Here is a 17,746-nt window from a genome sequence, read left to right as displayed (position 1 = left end):
CCATGATCAAGGCCATCGTCACCGGCCACAGCAGCGGCCTTGGCGCCGCACTCGCCCAAACCCTGCTGGCCCGGGGAATCTCCGTGCTGGGCCTGTCCCGCCGTGCCAATCCCGCGCTGCACGCCTCCGGCCTGACTCAGCACGCCATCGACCTGTCGGAAGCGGGCGCACTGGAGGGCTGGCTCGCCGGCTCCGATCTGGCTGATTTCGTGAAGGACGCAGACACCGCCCTGCTCATCAACAACGCCGGCCAGCTGCAGCCGGTGGCCCCCTGCGGGGCCCAGGGCCCGGCTCTCATCGCCGCCGCCATCCAGCTCAACCTCAGCGCCCCGCTCCTGCTCGCCAACGCCTTTGTGGCCGCCACCGCCCGGTGCTCCGGGCGGCGCATCGTGCATATCTCCAGCGGAGCCGCCCGCAGCCCCTATGCAGGCTGGAGCGTATATGGCGCCACCAAGGCCGGGCTCGACCAGCATGCCCGAGCCGTCGCGCTGGACGGTATTCCGGGCCTGCGCATCGCCAGCCTCGCCCCTGGCGTTGTGGACACCCCCATGCAGGGCGAGGTGCGTGCCAGCGATCCGGCTCACTTCCCCCAGCTTGCGCGCTTTGCCGCCCTCAAGCGCGATGGCCAGCTGAGCGCCCCGACAGACGTGGCCCACCGCCTCGTCGAGCACCTGCTCGGCGAGCACTTCGGCGAATGGGTGGACGGCGACCTGCGCAACCTGCCGGCGGCCTAGCCGCCGGAGGGCTGGTCAGGCCTTGGCGATGCGGTAGCAGGGGTTGTAGGTCTTGCCAGGCAGCTTCATACGGCCCTGGGCGACAAAGGACGCCATCAGCTCGTCCATCGGCCCCATGATCTCTGGCTCGCCCTGGATCTCGAAGGGGCCGTGCTGCTCGATCTCGCGGATGCCCTCGGCCTTGACGTTGCCCGCCACCACCCCGGAAAAGGCCCGGCGCAGGTTGGCAGCGAGCAGGTGGGTGGGCTGCTTGCGATGCAGGGTCAGATCGCGCATGCGGGCGTGAGTCGGACGGAAGGGCTGCTGAAACTCGCGCTCGATCTTGAGCAACCAGTTGAAATAGTAGGCGTCACGCATCTCCTTGCGGAAATCGCGCACCTGCCCGATGCCGGCATTGATCTCCGTCGCCACAGCCTCGGGATCGTCGATGATGATCCTGTAACGCTTCCGGGCAGCCTCTCCGAGGGTCTGGGAGATGAAGCTGTCGATGCGCAGAAAATACTGCTCGGCACTCTTCGGCCCGGTGAACACCAGCGGAAACGGCAGGGCCGCATTATCAGGGTGCAGCAGGATCCCCAGGATGTAGAGGATCTCCTCAGCCGTGCCCACGCCCCCCGGAAACACCACGATGCCATGGCCGGTGCGCACGAAGGCCTCCAGGCGCTTCTCCACGTCGGGCAGGATCACCAACTCGTTTACCACCGGGTTGGGCGCCTCCGCAGCGATGATGCCGGGCTCCGTAAAACCCAGATAGCGGCCGTTGGTGATGCGCTGGGTGGCGTGGGCCAGGGCAGCCCCCTTCATAGGGCCCTTCATGGCGCCGGGGCCACATCCGGTGCACACGTTTAGGCCCCGCAGCCCCAGCTGATAGCCCACCAGCTTGGTGTACTCGTACTCTTCCTGGCCGATCGAATGGCCGCCCCAGCAGACCACCAGGTTGGGCCGGGTGATGGGCTGAAGCACATTGGCATTGCGCAGGATGTGGAACACCGCGTTGGTGATGCCTTCCGAGCTGTCGAAATCAAAGCGGGTGCTGCCACCGATCTCTGTGCTGGCATAAACAACGTCCCTGAGCACCGCCATCAGATGCTCCTGGATGCCGCGGATCATCTCGCCGTCGACAAAGGCCGTGGCAGGCGCACCGGTGATATCGAGCTTGATGCCCCGGGCACGCTGCTGGATGCGGATGTCGAAGCGGTGATAGCGCTCCAGCAACTCCTTGCCGTCGTCTAGCTCGTTGCCACAGTTGAGCACCGCCAGGGAACAATTGCGATAGAGGGTGTGCAGACCGCCGCCGCCCTCGTTCGACAGCTTGGCCGCCTCGGCCCGGGAGAGGACTTCCAGACGTCCGGTGGGGGATACCTGTGCATCGATGATTTTGTAGTCCATGGCTGCAACTCTCTCATGTCTGGTCTGCAAAGGGCAGGCCGGGTGGCCTCTGAAGCCAGCCCTGACCTTGCTGCATCGCCAGAGCCGGGCAACGCGGTACCAGCATAACGCCAGCTGTGTTTGTTTGGCGAGAAAATGTTGCAGTGCACCACAATAACTTCACTACCGTTTCACCCACCGAGCAGCGCCTCCGTTAGGGTGATACGCAATTGTCCCCGTCCCGCCGGGAACGGCATAATCCGCCCCGACTTCCTATCCTGACGGCTCCTGAACGCCGCCCCCAGCCACCGCCATGCCCCCATCAACAGCCACCACACCCGAGATCGTCGCCACCGTCATCTTCGCCCTCGCGGTCATACACACCTTCTCCACCAAGTTCTTCGCCAACCTGGCCCACAGCCAGCCGCGTCACGCCGGCCTGTGGCACTTGCTGGCCGAAGTGGAGGTCGTGTTCGGTTTCTGGGCATTTGTGCTGGCAACAGCATTGGTACTGATGTCCGGCCAGCAGGCGGCGGTCAGCTATCTTGAAGGACGCAACTTTACCGAGCCGATGTTCGTGTTCGTGGTGATGGTGATTGCGGCCAGCCGCCCCATCCTCAGCACCGTCATCGGTGTGGTGCGGCTGATGGCCTCAATGATCCCGATTTCCTCTGCAGTGGCCACCTTCTTTCTGTGCATGTCGGTGGTACCCCTGCTGGGCTCCTTCATCACCGAGCCTGCCGCCATGACTCTGGCCGCCCTGATGTTGCGGGACGGCTATTTCCGTCAGGACCTCAGCCACCGCCTCAAGTACGCCACCCTGGGGATGCTCTTCGTCAACATTTCCATCGGCGGCACCCTCACCCACTTTGCCGCCCCCCCGGTGCTGATGGTGGCCTCGAAATGGCAGTGGGACACCCTCTACATGGTCTCGCACTTCGGCTGGAAAGCCGCCTCGGCGGTGTTCTTCAACGCTGCCGTACTGACCTGGTTTTTCCGCCACGAGCTGGCGGCCAAGGGCAAGCCGGAAGGAGAAGGCAACAGCCCCAGGATGCCCTTCGCGGTGGCGGGCATCCACCTGTTCTTTCTGGTGTGCGTGGTGCTGTTCGCCCATCACCCGGTGGTGTTCATGGGCCTGTTCCTGTTCTTTCTGGGCTACACCGAGGCCTACAAGCAGCACCAGGACCGCCTGATCCTGCGCGAAGGTTTGCTGGTTGCTTTTTTCCTCGCCGGGCTGGTGGTGCTTGGCGGCCTGCAGCAATGGTGGCTGCAGTCCTCCCTGGTCGGCGTGGAGCCCAAACTGCTCTACTTCCTGGCCACGGCCCTGACCGCCATCACCGACAACGCCGCGCTGACCTACCTCGGATCCCTGGTGGAAGGCGTATCGTCCGAATTCAAATACGCCCTGGTGGCCGGTGCCGTGACTGGCGGCGGCCTCACCATTATCGCCAACGCCCCCAACCCGGCAGGGGCCGCCATTCTCAAATCGAGCTTCGACGACGAATCCATCAGCCCCATTGGCCTCCTCCTCGCCGCGCTGCCCCCCACCTGTGTCGCTATCTTCGCCTTCCAGGCGCTCTAGCACCCCGGCAGGAACACCCGACGGATGGGGCGGAAGGTGCTTTGATCAGGCCCACCGTCCTTCGGCCTACTCACGCCCACTACTGGCAGGTCGTTGCCCCACGGCCAGCGCGTCCCAGCTGCGTCGCAGGCTCGCCATCAGCAGCGGTGAGGCGCGCTCGGGGTGGGTGGCGTAGATCGCCACCACCGTGGCACGATCGAAATCGATATAGAGGCTCGTCCCATAGGCACCCAGGATGGCCGCCCGGTGCCCCGCACCACCGGGGTTAACGAAACGGTACTGCCAGGCGCCGTCGTCACCCAGGCCCCGCCAGGAGGCGGGCAGCCCGTGGCCCGACGGGCTGGCTGCAAGGGTGTCGACAAACCATGCGGGGACCAGAGCGCGCCTTCCCGGCCGGGCCCGGACATCCAGCAGGCCCTGCCCGAGGGCCGCAAAATCCCGCAGGCTCAGGGCCAGCCCGTCGGCCAAGGGGGTACCCTGCCCGTCACTGGCCCAGAAGGCCGCGTCCTGGGCCCGGATGCCGGACTGAAGCTCGCACAGCAGCTGGGCTGCCGGTTTCTTGCTTGCCTTTTCCGCCGCCCACAGCAGAAGTTCACCTTCCGGGCCTGAAGGCTGATCCGCACCAGACGACGCGTTGCGCGGCCAAGGGCTCCGCGCCGTCAGCCAGGCCCGGACACCGACCCTGCCGCCGGGCATCCACCCGGCCTCCTGACGCCATCGCTCCCGCTCCCCGGGCGTCCATTCGAACCCCGTCCGGCCGTGCAGCAGCCGCGTCAGCGAGAGCTTGCCCAAGCCCTTGTTTCCGCCCAGTTCAGGGATCACCCTATCCACCCCCTTACTGCGGTCCACCAGCCCCTCAGCCGACGCCTTGACGAGCATCATCGCCAAGATGGGGTGGGTAGCCTCCAGCAGCAGACGCGGGTTGGCTGGATCGAAGCCGGTACGTCGATAGTCCAGCACCACCCTGCCCCGCCGCAAAACCAGCACACCGTCAGCGTCGATGCGGTTGTCAAGGATGTGGCGAAGGCTGCGCTCTACCCCGTCAGCCGGGTCCAGGACCTGCATCCGGTCCACATCTATCTGTCGCTGGGGTGGCGTCTTGCGCTCGGTGCGCGCGGGCGGTTCGATCCGGCTGCCCGGCATGAAACGGGCCGGATGGGCCAGCCCGAAACGCAGGTTGCCCGGGCGCAGCCAGTCGTCGCTTCCCACAATGCTCCGCCCTTCGGGCGGCAGGGGCAGGCTAGGCTGAGTCCGGCAGGATGTCTCCGCCGCCAGCAGCGGCAGGGCCGCACACAGAACACAACCGAGGGCGGGACGAAGCAGGCTGGAAGCAGGATCAATCATGGTGGTGATAGCAGGAAGGTCGGGCGAAAAACTCGGTGGCCGCCCGGGTGAGCTCGTTCAGGCTACCCGCGCTGCGGGCGAGTCCTCGCAGCACGGTGGCGTCGCCCTGGCGGCTCTCCACAAGCCGGCGCAAGGCCTCGATCTGCCTGTCGCAGCCCAGATCGCGGGCGTCCTCGATCAGGCGGTCCAGGAGCCCTGCAAGTGTTTCGACGATGGGCCGCTTGCAACGCGCCAGGGGGTCGGCGAGTTCGGCGTCAAAGCCAAAGCGGCAGGCCTGGAACTTGTTGTAGCGGGCTACCAGGCTCTGCTTGGCCGGATCAATGGGCGGGCGCTCCCGCAGCAACCAGCGGGCCAGACTCTGGGCAAAGGCGGCCAATTCGGCGGCCCTGTCGATAGTCAGGGGCGTATCGCAGACGCGGACCTCGACGGTACCGTACTCGGGCTTGGGCCGTACATCCCAGTACAGATCCTTGATGCTCTCAGCCACGCCACAGGCCTGCAGTACCGCCATGTGGTCGAGGAAGGCCGCCCAGTCACTCACATCGGGTGCCTGACCGGACAGGGGAAAGGCTGACACGGCGTTCAGGCGGGCTGAATCGAAGGCCGTATCGGTGCCGTCCACGAAAGGTGAGGACGCGGACAACACTACAAAATGCGGCACGTACATGTTGAGGGCGTGGGTCAGCCAGATGGCTTCGTCTCCCGAAGTCACACCGATGTGGATGTGCTGGCCAAACACCGTGAACTGCTTGCTCAGGTAGCCATAGCGCTCGTTGAGAAAGGCAAAGCGCTCCCCCGGGCAGATGCGACGCTCCGGCCAGCGGTGGAAGGCGTGGGTGCCGCCGCCGCAGATGGCCACATTGTTGCGCCGGCAATGCTCCACAAGCAGCCCGCGCAACCCCTCCAGGTCGGCGGCAATGGCGGTTACATCCTGCCTCGGCTGGGTGTTAACCTCGATCATGCTCTCGGTGATTTCCAGCTTCACGTCACCACAGCGACCGTCGTGGTGCAGGCTGGCGAGCAGGTCGGTGGCAGCCCGGGTCAGGTCATAGTCCCGCGGCGAAACCAGCTGAAGCTCCAGTTCCACCCCCAGAGTCAGGGGCCGACTGGTGGCGAAAGGCAAATTGGCAAAGGCGTTCATGGCGGCGGCTCTCGGCTGGGTAGCGCCGCCTCGCCGGCCAGCACAAAGGCCCGGCGACACAGCTGGGGCCCGATGAACTCCATCACCGCTGCCGCCAGCAGGGGCAGCAGCAGGGTCTGGGCACTGACCTCGGGATAGAAGGCCGCCAGCTCGGCGGCCATGAAGACTGCAGTTGCCGACAGGGGCTGCACACCCAGCCCCAGCAGCCGACGCCGCCCCACGGGCAGGTCATTTTTGCCCGTGGCCATGACCCCGGCAAACTTGGCAAGGCCCCGCACAACGATCAGCCCGAGCGCCTGCAACAGCATCAGCCCGGTGGCGTCGCCCAGGGGCAGCATGGCGCCGGTCACCACGAACAGCACGATGGCCAGGATCCAATGCCCCTGAGGAAGGCTCGTGTAGGTCAGCACCCGCTTGCTGTCCAGGCGGCCCACCGCCACACCCATCAGGAACAGGCTCAGGAACACCGGCACCGCCGCCATGCGGGCCAGCCCGATGGCCAGCAGTGCTGCCGCCACCAGCACGAATACCTGACCCGCGCCCCCCCTCTCGAGACGGGCGGCAAGCCCCAGGGCCAGGCGTGCGCACAGCAGCGCGATCAGGGCGCCGCCACCGAGCACCCACAGCGGGTGAATGAAGGCATTCAGCCCATCCCCGGCCTCCTCGGCGTGAATCAGGCCCAACACCAGGGCAAACACCACAAAGGCCAGCGCGCAGCTGATGGCCGTGAGCAGCAAGGTGCGCTGGGTCACCTGCCCCTGGGCACGGCACTCCTCGGCGGTAAGCAGCACCACCGCCGGGGCCGAGGTCATGGTGATGGCCGCGGTAGCCGCACTCCACGCCGGGCTCAGCCCCACCACCACCAGGGAAAACACGAACACCCCCGCAAAGGCCAGCCCCGACTCGGCCGCCGCCGTACGCAGCAGCATCGGGTTGGCCCGCAGCCAGCCCAGATCCAGATTGCGCCCGGTTTCCAGCAATAGCAGCCCCAGGGCCGCATCGGCCACCGGCCGGGCCAGGGCCAGAGTCTCTCGATCAAGCCAGTTGAGCGCCCCCGGCCCGGCCAGGGCACCAGCCAGCACATAGCCCACGATCCGTGACAAGCCAAGGGTCCGGTGCAAGCCCTCCCCCACCAGCAGGCCAGCCACCAGTAGCAGGGCCATGAGCGCGAGGGGGTCAGCCTGCTCCGGCATCGGTGGCAGAAAGAAGAGTCTGTCCTGCTGGGACTCCCAGAATGCACGCAGGGTATTCATGAGCGAATCAAACTCCTGCTTTGCCGCAGCCTCGGCACGTACCGTCGGGCCTCACCAAAGCCGCGGATCGCAGCCTGGGTACACAGAGGGCCGAGCAGTTGCATCAGGGCGATCGCGCCCATCAGGGTACCGCCCAGGGATGGCCCAATCCCCTGATCCAGGGACCCTGCATCGCCCAGCAGGACGAGAGCGACACTGGACATGGGGAGCAAGCCGACTGCGGTCCACGCAGCCTCTCGACGCGACAGCCCGTACGCAGGCCCGACGACCTGCAACGCCAGCCCCCTGGCGAGAAAGCGCGTCACCACGAAAACCAGCACCGCCTGCCAATAGAGCTGAAGGAAGGCAAGCTCCAGCGCAGCCCCCGCCAGCACGAAAGTCACCACAAGAAAGACCCGGGCATCTGAGGCGATGCGGATCGCCACCACTTCCCGCTCCCGATCCAGCACACGCACCCCCACGCCAAAGGCCAGCAGGCTCATCAAGGGCGACATCTCGATGCTCAGGGGCAGGCCGGTGCCGAGAACGATCAGGCCCAGCAGCATCAGATGCTGATGCTCGACCTGGGGGCCCAGCCAGCGCGCGCCCTGGCGGGCCGCAAAGGCCAGCAGCCCTCCGAGCAACACCGAGAGGCCAATGCTGCCCAGTGCGTGACCGTAGCCAGGCACGGCCTCCGTCACGCCAGTCTCTGCCAGGGAAGGAAGAATCAGTTCAATGGCTGCAAAGGCAAAGCAGCCGTTCATGGCCACCAGCCCGAACAGGCGACTGGTCAGCGCCCCTTCTCCGCCCACGTCACTACTGGTTGCAATGGTGATCGCCGGTGACGTGGACACCGCGATGGCTGCGGCAAACAGCCCCCCTGCCACCCCGAACCCCAGCCCGAGCATCACGATCAGCACCAGTACAAAGACCGCCATCGATTCGATCAAGCCGAGGGCAAGCAACTGCGGGTCAATCCGACCGCTGCTCAGCGGAAGCCGCTGCCCCAGTTCGAACAGGATCAACCCCAGGGCGGGATAGATGAAGAACTGGGCAGAGCCCAGCACGTACGGATCGATCCACCCCAGCCCACTCTGCCCCAGCACAAGGCCGCACAGCACATAACCCGTCGTGCGGGGCAGATTGAACAGGCGCCGGCTCAGCTCGCCGCTGGCCAACCCACCCAGCAGGCAGAGCCCGAACAGCAGTAATGGAGAGAGGACGATATCCTCGAAGAGAGATGGCATGAAGGGCTTGGCTAAAATATATTTACACAAATATAATTTAAGCCAATACACAAAGGCAAGCTGCGCACAGCGGCGGTCTCCCGTGCCCACCCCTCCCCCACCCCCCACGACGGAGGCGCCATGAGCCGAACCAAGACGATCCGCATCGGCCTGTCGGCCCGCCTGTTCCACCCCCGGGACGGCGCCGTGGGCATCGAATCCAAGACCCTGCAGGTGCTCGAACAGTCCATCGCCCAATGGGTCATGTCCCGGGACGTGATGGTACTAATGGTGCCCTCCATCCTCAAGGACGGGCCCATCCACCGCAGCAACATCCGCCTGCGGGACTACGCGGGCTTTCTGGATGGCTTGGTACTTCAGGGCGGGGCTGACGTGAGCCCCGAAGCCTATGGAGAATCTCCCCTGCGCGACGAATGGGCGGGTGACCGGGTTCGGGATGCCTACGAGATGGAACTCCTCCACGAATTCGTAGAGGCCGGCAAGCCGGTGCTGGGTATTTGCCGCGGCATGCAACTCATCAACGTGGCCTTTGGTGGTTCGCTCTATCAGGACATCCCCAGCCAGTTCGCCAATGCTGCTCGCCATCAGGCCGAAGCCTACGACCGGCACAGCCATGGGGTGCGCTTTGTCGAGCGCGGGCGCTTCGCCCACTGGTTCGGGCCGGTGGAAGGCGGCCAGGTGGTGTCCATCCATCACCAGTGCGTACGCAGCCTGGGGCCAGGCATGATGGTTGAGGCCGAATCCAGCGACGACGGCATGATTGAGGCAATCCGCCATACCGGCCATCCGTTTGTGGTCGGTGTACAGTGGCACCCCGAATTCCACACCCCGGGCCAGAACCAACTGCTGGACTGCACGCCTCTTCTGGAAGCATTTCTGAATGTGGCACGGCAGAGCCGCTGACTGAAAGTGCTGCGGGGTCGGGTTGATTCAACCCGACCCCGCCAAATCATCGGCCTGCCTTTGATCCAGGTCCGTGATCGAATGAAAGCCCGCCCGACTCACGCCGGGGCGGGACCGCTCAGGCGAGCTCAATCGCCGCCGCGCATGTACTGCACCTGGAACATGGACGGCGGGTTGAGCTTGCCATCCACCTGCCCCTTGAACTGGCCGGTCGTGCAGTGCTTGCTCTGCACATCCACCATCGAGAAGGCGTCGTCGATACCGATGCCCGACCCCTTGTTCAGGGGCAGATGGGCATCCGGATGGGACTTGCCCACCATGAATACCTTCCACAGCTCCCCTTTGCGGTCATAGATCTCGTTGGCGCCGTTGAGGTTGCCGAGCTGGGCGTCCATGTAGAAAACGCGCTTGCTGATGGGGTGGTTGGCGTTGACCGGTGCGGCCTCCAGCACATACACCTTGCGCAGCTGCCAGGTGCCCTCGTGGAAGCAACCGCCCTGCCCACCGAAGTTCACGTACTTGTAGCCATCCGACTCGGCGGGCATGTCGCCGGCCAGTTTCAGCTCGTTGTGGTTCCACATGGGCAGGATCACGTTCTTCGTGCCCTTGTAGGTCCACTTCATGTCGGAGATACGGCCGTTGTAGCCTTCAAAGTCCTCGATCATCAGATCGGAACCGAGGAAGGCGTCGGTCGTCTGGCCGGTCGCCAGGCGGCGCACGCGGCGCTGGAAGCCCAGGTACAGGTAAGCGTCGTCGAGCTTCTGATCGTCCTCGTAACGCTGGATCAGGAGCTGGGTGTTCTTCAGATCCTGGGGCTCCAGCACCTTCACGTAGATGGCGCGGAACAGCTCGGACGGGTTGGGCGTCACCTCGGGCACCGGGGCGTCCTTGACCCGATGCTTGAAGTTGAGGAAGTGCATGTTGAGCTTGAGGGTCTTCTCCACCTGCCCGGTCTGCATGTTGCGGTACTTCCAGTAGAAGGGGTAGATGGCGGCGTTGTCACCCCAGTTCACCCCGTATTTGTAGTTCCAGGCCAGCTTTTCGCCAGCGCGAGGGTCCTTCACATCGGGCTCTTCCGGGAAGGGGCGGCCGGCCACGTAGCCTTCGATGTCACCGTTCTTGGCCCCCAGCTTGGTCTTGCCCAGGTTCTTGCGGGTTGCCTCGATGTAGGCCTTGGAGAGCTCGAATTGGGTGGTCGGGCCGACCTTGATCTCCAGCAAGCCGTCCTTCAGCAACTTGTACACACCGGCCGGGACGGCGTCCTTGAACTGGTCCACGTTGCCCTTGTTGATCACCGTGCCGGCGTTGAGGCCGGCAGCCTTGGGGAAGCCGCCCTTGTAGGGGTTGAAGGTGTTCTCCACGTCAGCCTCGGTGGCGGCCTGGGCAGCGCCGGCGGCAAACAGGGCCAGGGTGGTGGCGATGATGGTCTTCTTCATTTGTTTATGTCTCCTCGATCAGAACTTGTAGCGCATGGTCAGGAAGATCTCGTCTTCCCGGATGGCGGAGCCGATGGGGCCGGCGCGGAAGCGACCCAGGGGTTCCATGCCGGACAGGCCACGGGAATAGGCCACCATCGGGTCACCCGGGTAGGTGCCCGCGGTGTATGGCGCGAAGGGGTTGCAGGAGCGGCAGTCGTCAAAGCTGTTGCCACCGTTGGAGCCCCCCTTGAAATTGGCGCCGAAGGTGAACTTGAGCTTGTCGGTGGTGCTCCACTCCAGGGCCGGGGCGATGGCGTGGGTGCGGGAGCGGAAGTCCCGGGCGATGATCAGCTGCGGGCTGATGCGGTCGCCGGCCAGGAAGCCCTTCATCAGCAGGGTGCCGATCACGTTGTCCTTGAAGTCGGGGATACCCCGCTCGCCGACACCGCCGTTCTCGCGCTCATGGTCGAAGATGTGCTGCCAGAACAGCTGGGCCGAGAACAGGGTGGTGCGGTGCGGGTTGATCCAGGGCACGAAGGTCGGCCGATCCACCCCGATCACGCTGCGCCACACCCGGTTTTTCGAATACAGCTGCTCCCGGTTGGTGTTGGCAAACTCCTCGCCCCAGGTCATCGCACCCTCGAAGCGGAAGGCCGCCCCCAGGGTCTCGGACTGGAAGTCCATGGAACCGCCCAGCAGATTGACCCGCGGGAACTCCATGTCGAAGGAGATCAGGTAGGGCCAGGCGTTCTGGTACTGTCCGGTGAAGGAGTTGGTGGCACGCTTGCCCCCATGCAGGGACGGCAGCTGGGAGCGGTAATGCAAGGCGTTCAGGGAGAAGTTCAGCCCGCCCATGGTCACTCCCTCGAACTTGGCGCCGATCTGGGTGTTGGCCAGGCTCCACTTGGGCAGGTTGACGTTGGCCAGGCCGATCTGCCCCGGGCCAAAGTTGGTGGCCAGGTAGGTGTCGGGGCCGACGTTGGCAAAGTTCGACACGGTGCCGCCGTAGTCCCACAGGGTGCGCATGCCGCGGAAGAAGCAGCCGGCATCCAGAGCCACGTTGGCCGTGCCGCACTGGCCCAGGTTGTTGGCGCGGAATTGGTCAAAGTTCCAGATCAGCTGCAGGTTGCGGTCCTGCATGGTCTCGGAAGCACCCATGCGCCACTCGGCCTGGGCAATCCACATGGGGATGCGGATATCCTGCAACTCGTCGTAGATGTTGTTGCGCGAGTAATCGACGGGGTTGATCACGTCCAGCACCCGGAACAGGTCGGTGCGGCCCCACACTACCTGCTGCTTGCCCAGCTTGAGGAAGAGCGCCTGGCCACCGCCGATGTCGAAGCTGTTCTTGACGTAGGCCTCGCGGAGGAAATCAAGGCGGCTGTTGAACTCGGGAAACTCCAGGTCGCTGGTGCTCTTGTCGCCATAGCCGCCAAAGTCGGTACAGCCACGCTTGTCCACGTTGCAGGGGCGCACCGGGGTGGCAAAAGCCACGCCGCCGTTCACCTTGTGCCAGCGATCCCCCAGCACACGCAGGCCATCATTGGGATTGTTGGGGTAGGCGTCCATGAACTTGTTGTTCGTCGCCCCTGGATAGCCCAGGCCTGCCACCGCCGTGTAGCCCAGGGGGCCGGCCGGAGAGGTGCCGCCCCAGGGCACGTCGGTCAAGTTGCCACCCAGGGTGCTCTGAGCACCGATGGCACCGCCCGCATCCTCACCGTACTGCCCCTTGTTCATCCGATACACGCCATCCCAGCTACCGCGCAGCACACTGTGGAAGACCCAGCCGCCCGAGAGCTTCTTGTCAGCCTCCACCTGCAGGGTGTTGCGGAACTTGGACAGGCCGACCACCTTGCCGGTGTCGTCCCGGCCCCGGAAGGCGGTGTGGTTCTCATAGTAGGTATCCACCTGCCACGGTTCGCTGGAACTGCCCATATCGGGCAGATTGTCCTGGGCAAAGGCCGGCAAGGCGGCCGCCACTGCCAGGGCGGTGAGGCTGAGAGCCGGTGTCTTCCGGCTTGATCTATTCTTCATGGTGTCTCCTCCTTGGTTGTTTCGATTGCGGCCGTCCCCCGGCCGCCCTCCCTTGAATCGCTGGGTTGCAGCCTCCTTGATCAGGTTTCCAGCACGCCGTCCTCGTCGTAATGGGCGGCCGTGACGAACTTGGGTTTGAAAACCACACACCAGGACGGCACGATGAGCACCGCGGCGATGGCATTGACGATGAGCATGAAAGACAGGAGCACGGCGGCGTCCGACTGGAAGCGCAGGTCCGACATGAAGATCCACATCACTACACCGGCAATCAGCGTGACTGCGGTGAAGGAAACCGCGTAGCCCGTGGTGGCCACGGCGCGGATCACCGCCTTCTTGATGTCCTGCAGCACCGCGAACTCCTCGCGGATGCGGTCCATGAAATACACCGCGTAGTCGATACCCACCCCCACACCCACGGCGATCACCGGCACGGTGTTGACGTTGATGCCGATGCCCGCGGCGCCCATGTAGGCGTAGGTCATCAGGGTGGCGAAGAGCATGGGCAGGACCATCAGCCAGCCCGCGTGGACCGAGCTGTAATAGACCATCACCAGCAGGAAGGCGATGATCATCACGGTGGGGATGATGATCATGTGGTCGGTGTGGAGCGCCTGGTTGCCCGCCGCCGTCACGCCGACGATGCCGCCGCCCAGCTCGATGTGGATGCCCTTGACCTCGGCTTCGAGCTTTTTCTTGCCCTCTTCGGCCAGGGCCACCACCCGGTTGATGGTATCGGCCTGGTGGTCCTTGTAATAGAAGACCATGTTCGCCTCGTTCTCGTCGGCGTTCACGAACTCCTTCAGAGCGCCGGGAACAGGGCTGGCGGCCATGTAGGCGAACATCAGCCCCCCCACTTCGTCGGCCGTGTCGGGCACCTGCATCCAGCGCGGGTCATCGTTATGGGTCAGCTTGTTGACCACCCGCAGCACACCGGGAATCGCCTTGGCGCCACCCAAAGTCGGGTCGGACAGCATGTGGGCCTGGAAGCGCTCGATGGCGGCCATCACCTCGGGGCGCTTGATACCGCCCTTCTCGTCGGTGCGCATCAGCACGTGCAGCTCTTCCGAGCCGGGGAAGCGCGTGTTGATGGCCTTGGTGGACAGGTTGTAATCATGATGGGTGTGGAGCAGCGGCGAGCCCGGCTCCGATTCACCCAACTGCACCTTGCCCACGAAATAGAGGCCGCCGACGGCGCCGATCAGGGTCAGCAGCAGGATGCTGCGGGCACCGCCATCGGTGCCGCCGGTGCGGGCCATGGCTGCCCCCAGGAAATCGCGCACACCTTCATTGGCATTCACGGTGTTCTTCGGAGCCGGCAGCACGGTGAGGGCCAGGGGCACCATGAAGTGCACCGTGAAGATCACCGAGAAGCCCCAGAAACCCGCCGCCACACCCAGCTTGTGGTTGAAGGGCGCCGCCCCCAGCACCAGCACGGCAATGCCCACCGCGTCGATGATGATGGCCAGGGAGCCCGGCCGGAACAGGGCATCCAGGGCATTGCGCGCCGCCTTCTGGCCGTTTTTGACGATGACCAGCTCCTCGTAATAGCGCACCACCAGCTGCACCCCGTGAGAGGTGGCGCGGGCGGCGATGAGGAAGGGGATGGGCAGGGACAGGGGCTCCAGGTTGATGCCCATCATCGCCATGAAGCCCAGGCCCCAGATGGTGGACAGGGCGATCCCCAGCAGCGGCAGGGCGATGCCATAGAAGCGCCGGAAGTACACGATCAGCAGCACCGTGATCAGGGCCAGGGTCCAGGCCAGGATCTCGACGATCTGGTTGAGGTAGGTGTACACCCAGCCGGTCAGCACCGGGTTTCCGGTGACGTAGATGCTGTGCCCCGGGATGGTGAGTTGCTCGCGCACCTTCTGCAGGGCCTCGAAGGTCTTCGGGTAGTCGATGTCGGCCTCGTTGAGCTGGGCCTTGATCAGCGCCGCCTTCATGTCGGGGGACACCAGCAGGCCGTAGATCGTCGGGTTGGCGATCACGTCCTTCTTGAGCTGCTCCAGCTCGGCCACGCTGCGGGTGGTCTTGCCCGGGTCGTAGTAGGACTCGGAGGCAAAGCCCCCCTGCTCGTCCAGGAAGATCTTGCGAGCGGTGCGGTGGGTCAGGCTGGAGACGAGGTTGTGATTCACCCCAGGCAGATCGTCCACCCCCTGGGTGGCCTGGTGGATCAGGGCCAGGGTCTCGTCGTTGAAGATGGTGCCCTTCTCCACCTCCACCGCCATCACGATCATGTTGGCACCGCCGAAGTTCTCCTTCAGGCGGTTGTAGGTCTGGATGTAGGGATGGTTCTGGGGCAGCAGGTCGGCGAAGTCGGAATAGATCCGCAGCTTCGGCAGGGCCGCGCCGAACAGCGCGGTAATGACCAGGATGAGGGCAAGAACGATCTTCGGGTTGGCAAAGATCCATTCTTCCGCCCGATGCAGGGCGTGGGTGATGCGGTGACGGGTTTGGCTGACCATGATGTGCCTCACTGGCCCGCAGCGGCGGTGGTTGCAGTAGAGGCCTGGGTGGCCTGGGTGCCGATCACGCGGAGCAGCCCTCCGGGGCCGCCGGCGACGATGGCGTGCTGATCGGGCAGGGACACGGCTGCGGAGAGGAAGACCGGCACCGCGTCCGGATAGGCCACGCTACGCCACGCATCCCCCTCGAGACGGGCCACGCTGCCGCCCGCCCCCGCACCGTGGGGCACCCCCTCATGCACGAACAGCCGGTACAGGGGTACGCGGCTGGTGTTGCTCTGGCGCGCCCAGCTGCGGCCACCGTCGCGGGTGTGCAGGATCTGCCCAGCAATGCCGCTGGCCCAGCCCTCGGTCGGGCTGGTAAACAAGGTCGCGTAGGGGTAGAACTCGTCGGGCATCGGCGGCAGGCGCGTCCAGGTGCCGCCACCGTCGGTGGTAGTGGCCACCAGACCGAACTCGCCCGCCGTAAAGCCCACCTTGTCGTCCACCATCTGGATGCTGGTGAGCTGGGCATCCTCGCCCATGTCGGTCACCGTCCAGCTGGCACCGGCATCGGCACTTACCGCCAGAGTGGCGCCGGTCCCTGCCACCCACCAGCGGCCCTTGCCGTCACAGTTGATGGCCAGAGGTGTGCGCGGCTTGTCGAGGGGCACCGACTTCCAGCCCGTGCCGCCGGCATCACCACTCCACACCTTGCGGTAGAAATCCACTGCCACGAAGCGCCCGTCCGGACAGGTGGCAATACCGATCAGGGAGCTGCCACCCAGCGCCTCCCGCTTCCAGCTGCGGCCGTTGTCGCTGGACACCAGCACGGCGCCGCTCTGGGTGCCGGCCACCACCACCTTGCCGTTGGTGGCCAGAGCCTGGGTCATGTCATAGCGCTGCACCGGGCGGGCGGCCTCGGTGGCCACTGCCGACAGATCGGCCTGAGCCGAGCAGCCGGCCAGGCCGATCGCGCCTGTGCCGATCAATGCCGCGCCCAGGGCGCGGCAGGGAAAAATCTTGTTCACTGGGTCTCCTCCAGTTTTTTCACGTTTTTTGGCGCAAGCCCACCCCTGCTCCATCGCCACCGCGTGGAGTTCTCTTCGGGTAGATCTTGCTTGCCTGCCCGGGCGGGTCCGCCCGGGGCTTGGGATGCGCCTAGCGGCCCAGATCCTTGGCGCTGACGCCCGCGATGCCCCAGTTCTCCTTGGGCACGTCGTGGATCCACACCCGGACGTTCTCCTTGGGGGCGCCCACGGCTTCATGCAGGGCCTGGGTGACTTTCTCGATGACCGCCCGCTTTTGCTCCTCGGTACGGCCCTCAATCATGTAGATCTGTGCAAAAGGCATGTTCTTCTCCTGGATTTACTTGAAGCGGACCGACACGGAGCCCATGCCCTGGACCCGCAGCGTGACGTTGTCACCCGGCGCTACGGCCACCGCCTCGGTGATGCCGCCGGAGAGGATCAGCGCCCCGGCGGGGATCTCCTCGCCCCGGGCCCCCATGTGGTTGGCCAGCATCGCGATGGCCGCCGCCGGATGGCCGAGCACAGCCGCCCCGGCCCCGAAGGCCACTGGCTCACCGTTCTTCTCCATCACGATCCCCACCGTGCGCAGGTCCACCTCGCTCACCGGCAGCGGCTGGCCGCCAATCACGAAGCGGGCCGACGAGGTGTTGTCGGCGATCACGCTCTTCAGGTCGAACTTGAAATCCCGGTAGCGGCTGTCGATGATCTCCATGCCGGGAATCACGAAATCGGTGGCCGCCAGCACCGCACCGATATGGCAGCCCGGCCCCTTGAGGGCACGCTTCATGACGAAGGCGATCTCCGGCTCGATCTTGGGATGGATCAGCTCCGAAACCTTCACCTCGCCCCCGTCCGGCACCGAGCCGTAGTCGGTGATGAAGCCGAAACACGGGGTCTCGACGCCCATCTGCTTCATCTTGGCGTAAGAGGTCAGGCCGGCCTTGAGGCCGACGATGCGGGTGCCGCGGGCCACCTTCCGGGCCCTGATGGTGTCCTGGATGGCGTAGGCGTCCTCCCAGTCCATATCAGGAAATTCGTCGGTGATCTTCAGCGTGTCCCTGGCTTCCAGTTCGCAGGTTTCCAGGTGTTCCGCCAGGCGAGCGATGGTGGTGTGGTCGAGCTTCATGCCAGCACCCCCCGTTCCCGCGCCATGGTGATGGCCGTATCCTCGATCATGTCCTCCTGCCCGCCCACCATGCCGCGGCGGCCCAGTTCCACCAGGATGTCCCGGGCCGGCACGCCGTACTTGGCGCTGGCGCGCTTGG

General features: G+C 65.1%; 14 protein-coding genes and 1 pseudogene. 3 read left to right on the top strand and 12 right to left on the bottom strand.

Annotation, left to right across the window (positions count from 1 at the left end; translation table 11 throughout):
• Positions 1-2 precede the first annotated feature (2 nt).
• Positions 3-734, top strand: a complete 732-nt coding sequence (locus tag PHI64_RS17000) for an SDR family oxidoreductase (protein ID WP_299885204.1) — start codon at positions 3-5, stop codon at positions 732-734.
• A gap of 15 nt (positions 735-749) precedes the next feature.
• On the opposite strand, the gene ppnN is transcribed toward PHI64_RS17000, so the two are convergent.
• Positions 750-2,123 carry a nucleotide 5'-monophosphate nucleosidase PpnN gene (gene ppnN, locus PHI64_RS16995; RefSeq protein ID WP_299885202.1) on the bottom strand — a complete coding sequence of 458 codons (1,374 nt, stop codon included), beginning with the start codon at positions 2,121-2,123 and terminating at the stop codon, positions 750-752.
• Positions 2,124-2,415: 292 nt separating this feature from the next.
• On the opposite strand from ppnN, the gene PHI64_RS16990 reads away from it, so the two are divergent.
• Positions 2,416-3,684 carry a putative Na+/H+ antiporter gene (locus PHI64_RS16990; protein ID WP_299885201.1) on the top strand — a complete coding sequence of 423 codons (1,269 nt, stop codon included), beginning with the start codon at positions 2,416-2,418 and terminating at the stop codon, positions 3,682-3,684.
• Between the two features lie 66 nt (positions 3,685-3,750).
• On the opposite strand, the gene PHI64_RS16985 is transcribed toward PHI64_RS16990, so the two are convergent.
• From PHI64_RS16985 to PHI64_RS16970, 4 genes are read right to left on the bottom strand one after another with little or no spacing between them, the layout of a single operon-like run.
• Complete coding sequence (locus tag PHI64_RS16985) at positions 3,751-5,028, bottom strand: hypothetical protein (protein WP_299885199.1); 1,278 nt, start codon at positions 5,026-5,028, stop codon at positions 3,751-3,753.
• The gene (locus PHI64_RS16980; protein ID WP_299885197.1) at positions 5,021-6,169 is read right to left on the bottom strand and encodes a YbdK family carboxylate-amine ligase; all 1,149 of its coding nucleotides are present in this window, start codon (positions 6,167-6,169) and stop codon (positions 5,021-5,023) included. The genes PHI64_RS16985 and PHI64_RS16980 overlap by 8 nt, the downstream gene beginning before the upstream one ends.
• The gene (locus tag PHI64_RS16975; RefSeq protein WP_299885195.1) at positions 6,166-7,422 is read right to left on the bottom strand and encodes a cation:proton antiporter; all 1,257 of its coding nucleotides are present in this window, start codon (positions 7,420-7,422) and stop codon (positions 6,166-6,168) included. The genes PHI64_RS16980 and PHI64_RS16975 overlap by 4 nt, the downstream gene beginning before the upstream one ends.
• Positions 7,419-8,648, bottom strand: a complete 1,230-nt coding sequence (locus PHI64_RS16970; RefSeq protein WP_299885194.1) for a cation:proton antiporter — start codon at positions 8,646-8,648, stop codon at positions 7,419-7,421. Before PHI64_RS16970 ends, PHI64_RS16975 begins: the two co-directional genes overlap by 4 nt.
• 120 nt (positions 8,649-8,768) lie before the next feature.
• On the opposite strand from PHI64_RS16970, the gene PHI64_RS16965 reads away from it, so the two are divergent.
• Positions 8,769-9,551 carry a gamma-glutamyl-gamma-aminobutyrate hydrolase family protein gene (locus tag PHI64_RS16965; protein ID WP_299885192.1) on the top strand — a complete coding sequence of 261 codons (783 nt, stop codon included), beginning with the start codon at positions 8,769-8,771 and terminating at the stop codon, positions 9,549-9,551.
• 128 nt (positions 9,552-9,679) lie between these two features.
• On the opposite strand, the gene PHI64_RS16960 is transcribed toward PHI64_RS16965, so the two are convergent.
• The 7 genes and pseudogenes from PHI64_RS16960 to PHI64_RS16930 all read right to left on the bottom strand — a co-directional run.
• Complete coding sequence (locus PHI64_RS16960) at positions 9,680-10,987, bottom strand: DUF1329 domain-containing protein (protein WP_299885190.1); 1,308 nt, start codon at positions 10,985-10,987, stop codon at positions 9,680-9,682.
• Between the two features lie 18 nt (positions 10,988-11,005).
• Positions 11,006-13,003 (bottom strand): DUF1302 family protein, encoded by a 1,998-nt coding sequence (locus tag PHI64_RS16955; RefSeq protein WP_299885189.1) that lies wholly within the window; start codon positions 13,001-13,003, stop codon positions 11,006-11,008.
• Between the two features lie 80 nt (positions 13,004-13,083).
• Positions 13,084-15,471 carry an MMPL family transporter gene (locus tag PHI64_RS16950; RefSeq protein ID WP_299885188.1) on the bottom strand — a complete coding sequence of 796 codons (2,388 nt, stop codon included), beginning with the start codon at positions 15,469-15,471 and terminating at the stop codon, positions 13,084-13,086.
• 8 nt (positions 15,472-15,479) lie between these two features.
• A complete protein-coding gene (locus tag PHI64_RS16945; protein ID WP_299885186.1) occupies positions 15,480-16,481 on the bottom strand; it encodes a YCF48-related protein in 1,002 nt (333 codons plus the stop codon).
• 130 nt (positions 16,482-16,611) lie between these two features.
• Positions 16,612-16,803, bottom strand: a complete 192-nt coding sequence (locus tag PHI64_RS16940) for a 2-hydroxymuconate tautomerase (RefSeq protein ID WP_169146610.1) — start codon at positions 16,801-16,803, stop codon at positions 16,612-16,614.
• 15 nt (positions 16,804-16,818) lie between these two features.
• Positions 16,819-17,607 (bottom strand): 2-oxo-3-hexenedioate decarboxylase, encoded by a 789-nt coding sequence (dmpH, locus tag PHI64_RS16935; RefSeq protein WP_299885181.1) that lies wholly within the window; start codon positions 17,605-17,607, stop codon positions 16,819-16,821.
• A pseudogene (locus PHI64_RS16930) lies at positions 17,604-17,746 on the bottom strand (4-hydroxy-2-oxovalerate aldolase); the annotation flags it as partial. The pseudogene PHI64_RS16930 and the gene dmpH, both read right to left, overlap by 4 nt.

Source organism: Zoogloea sp. (assembly GCF_028689785.1).
In the GTDB taxonomy this organism is placed as follows: Bacteria; Pseudomonadota; Gammaproteobacteria; order Burkholderiales; family Rhodocyclaceae; genus Zoogloea.
The sequence above is the reverse complement of the archived record's forward strand: the minus strand, read 5'-3'. Positions and strand labels throughout refer to the sequence as shown.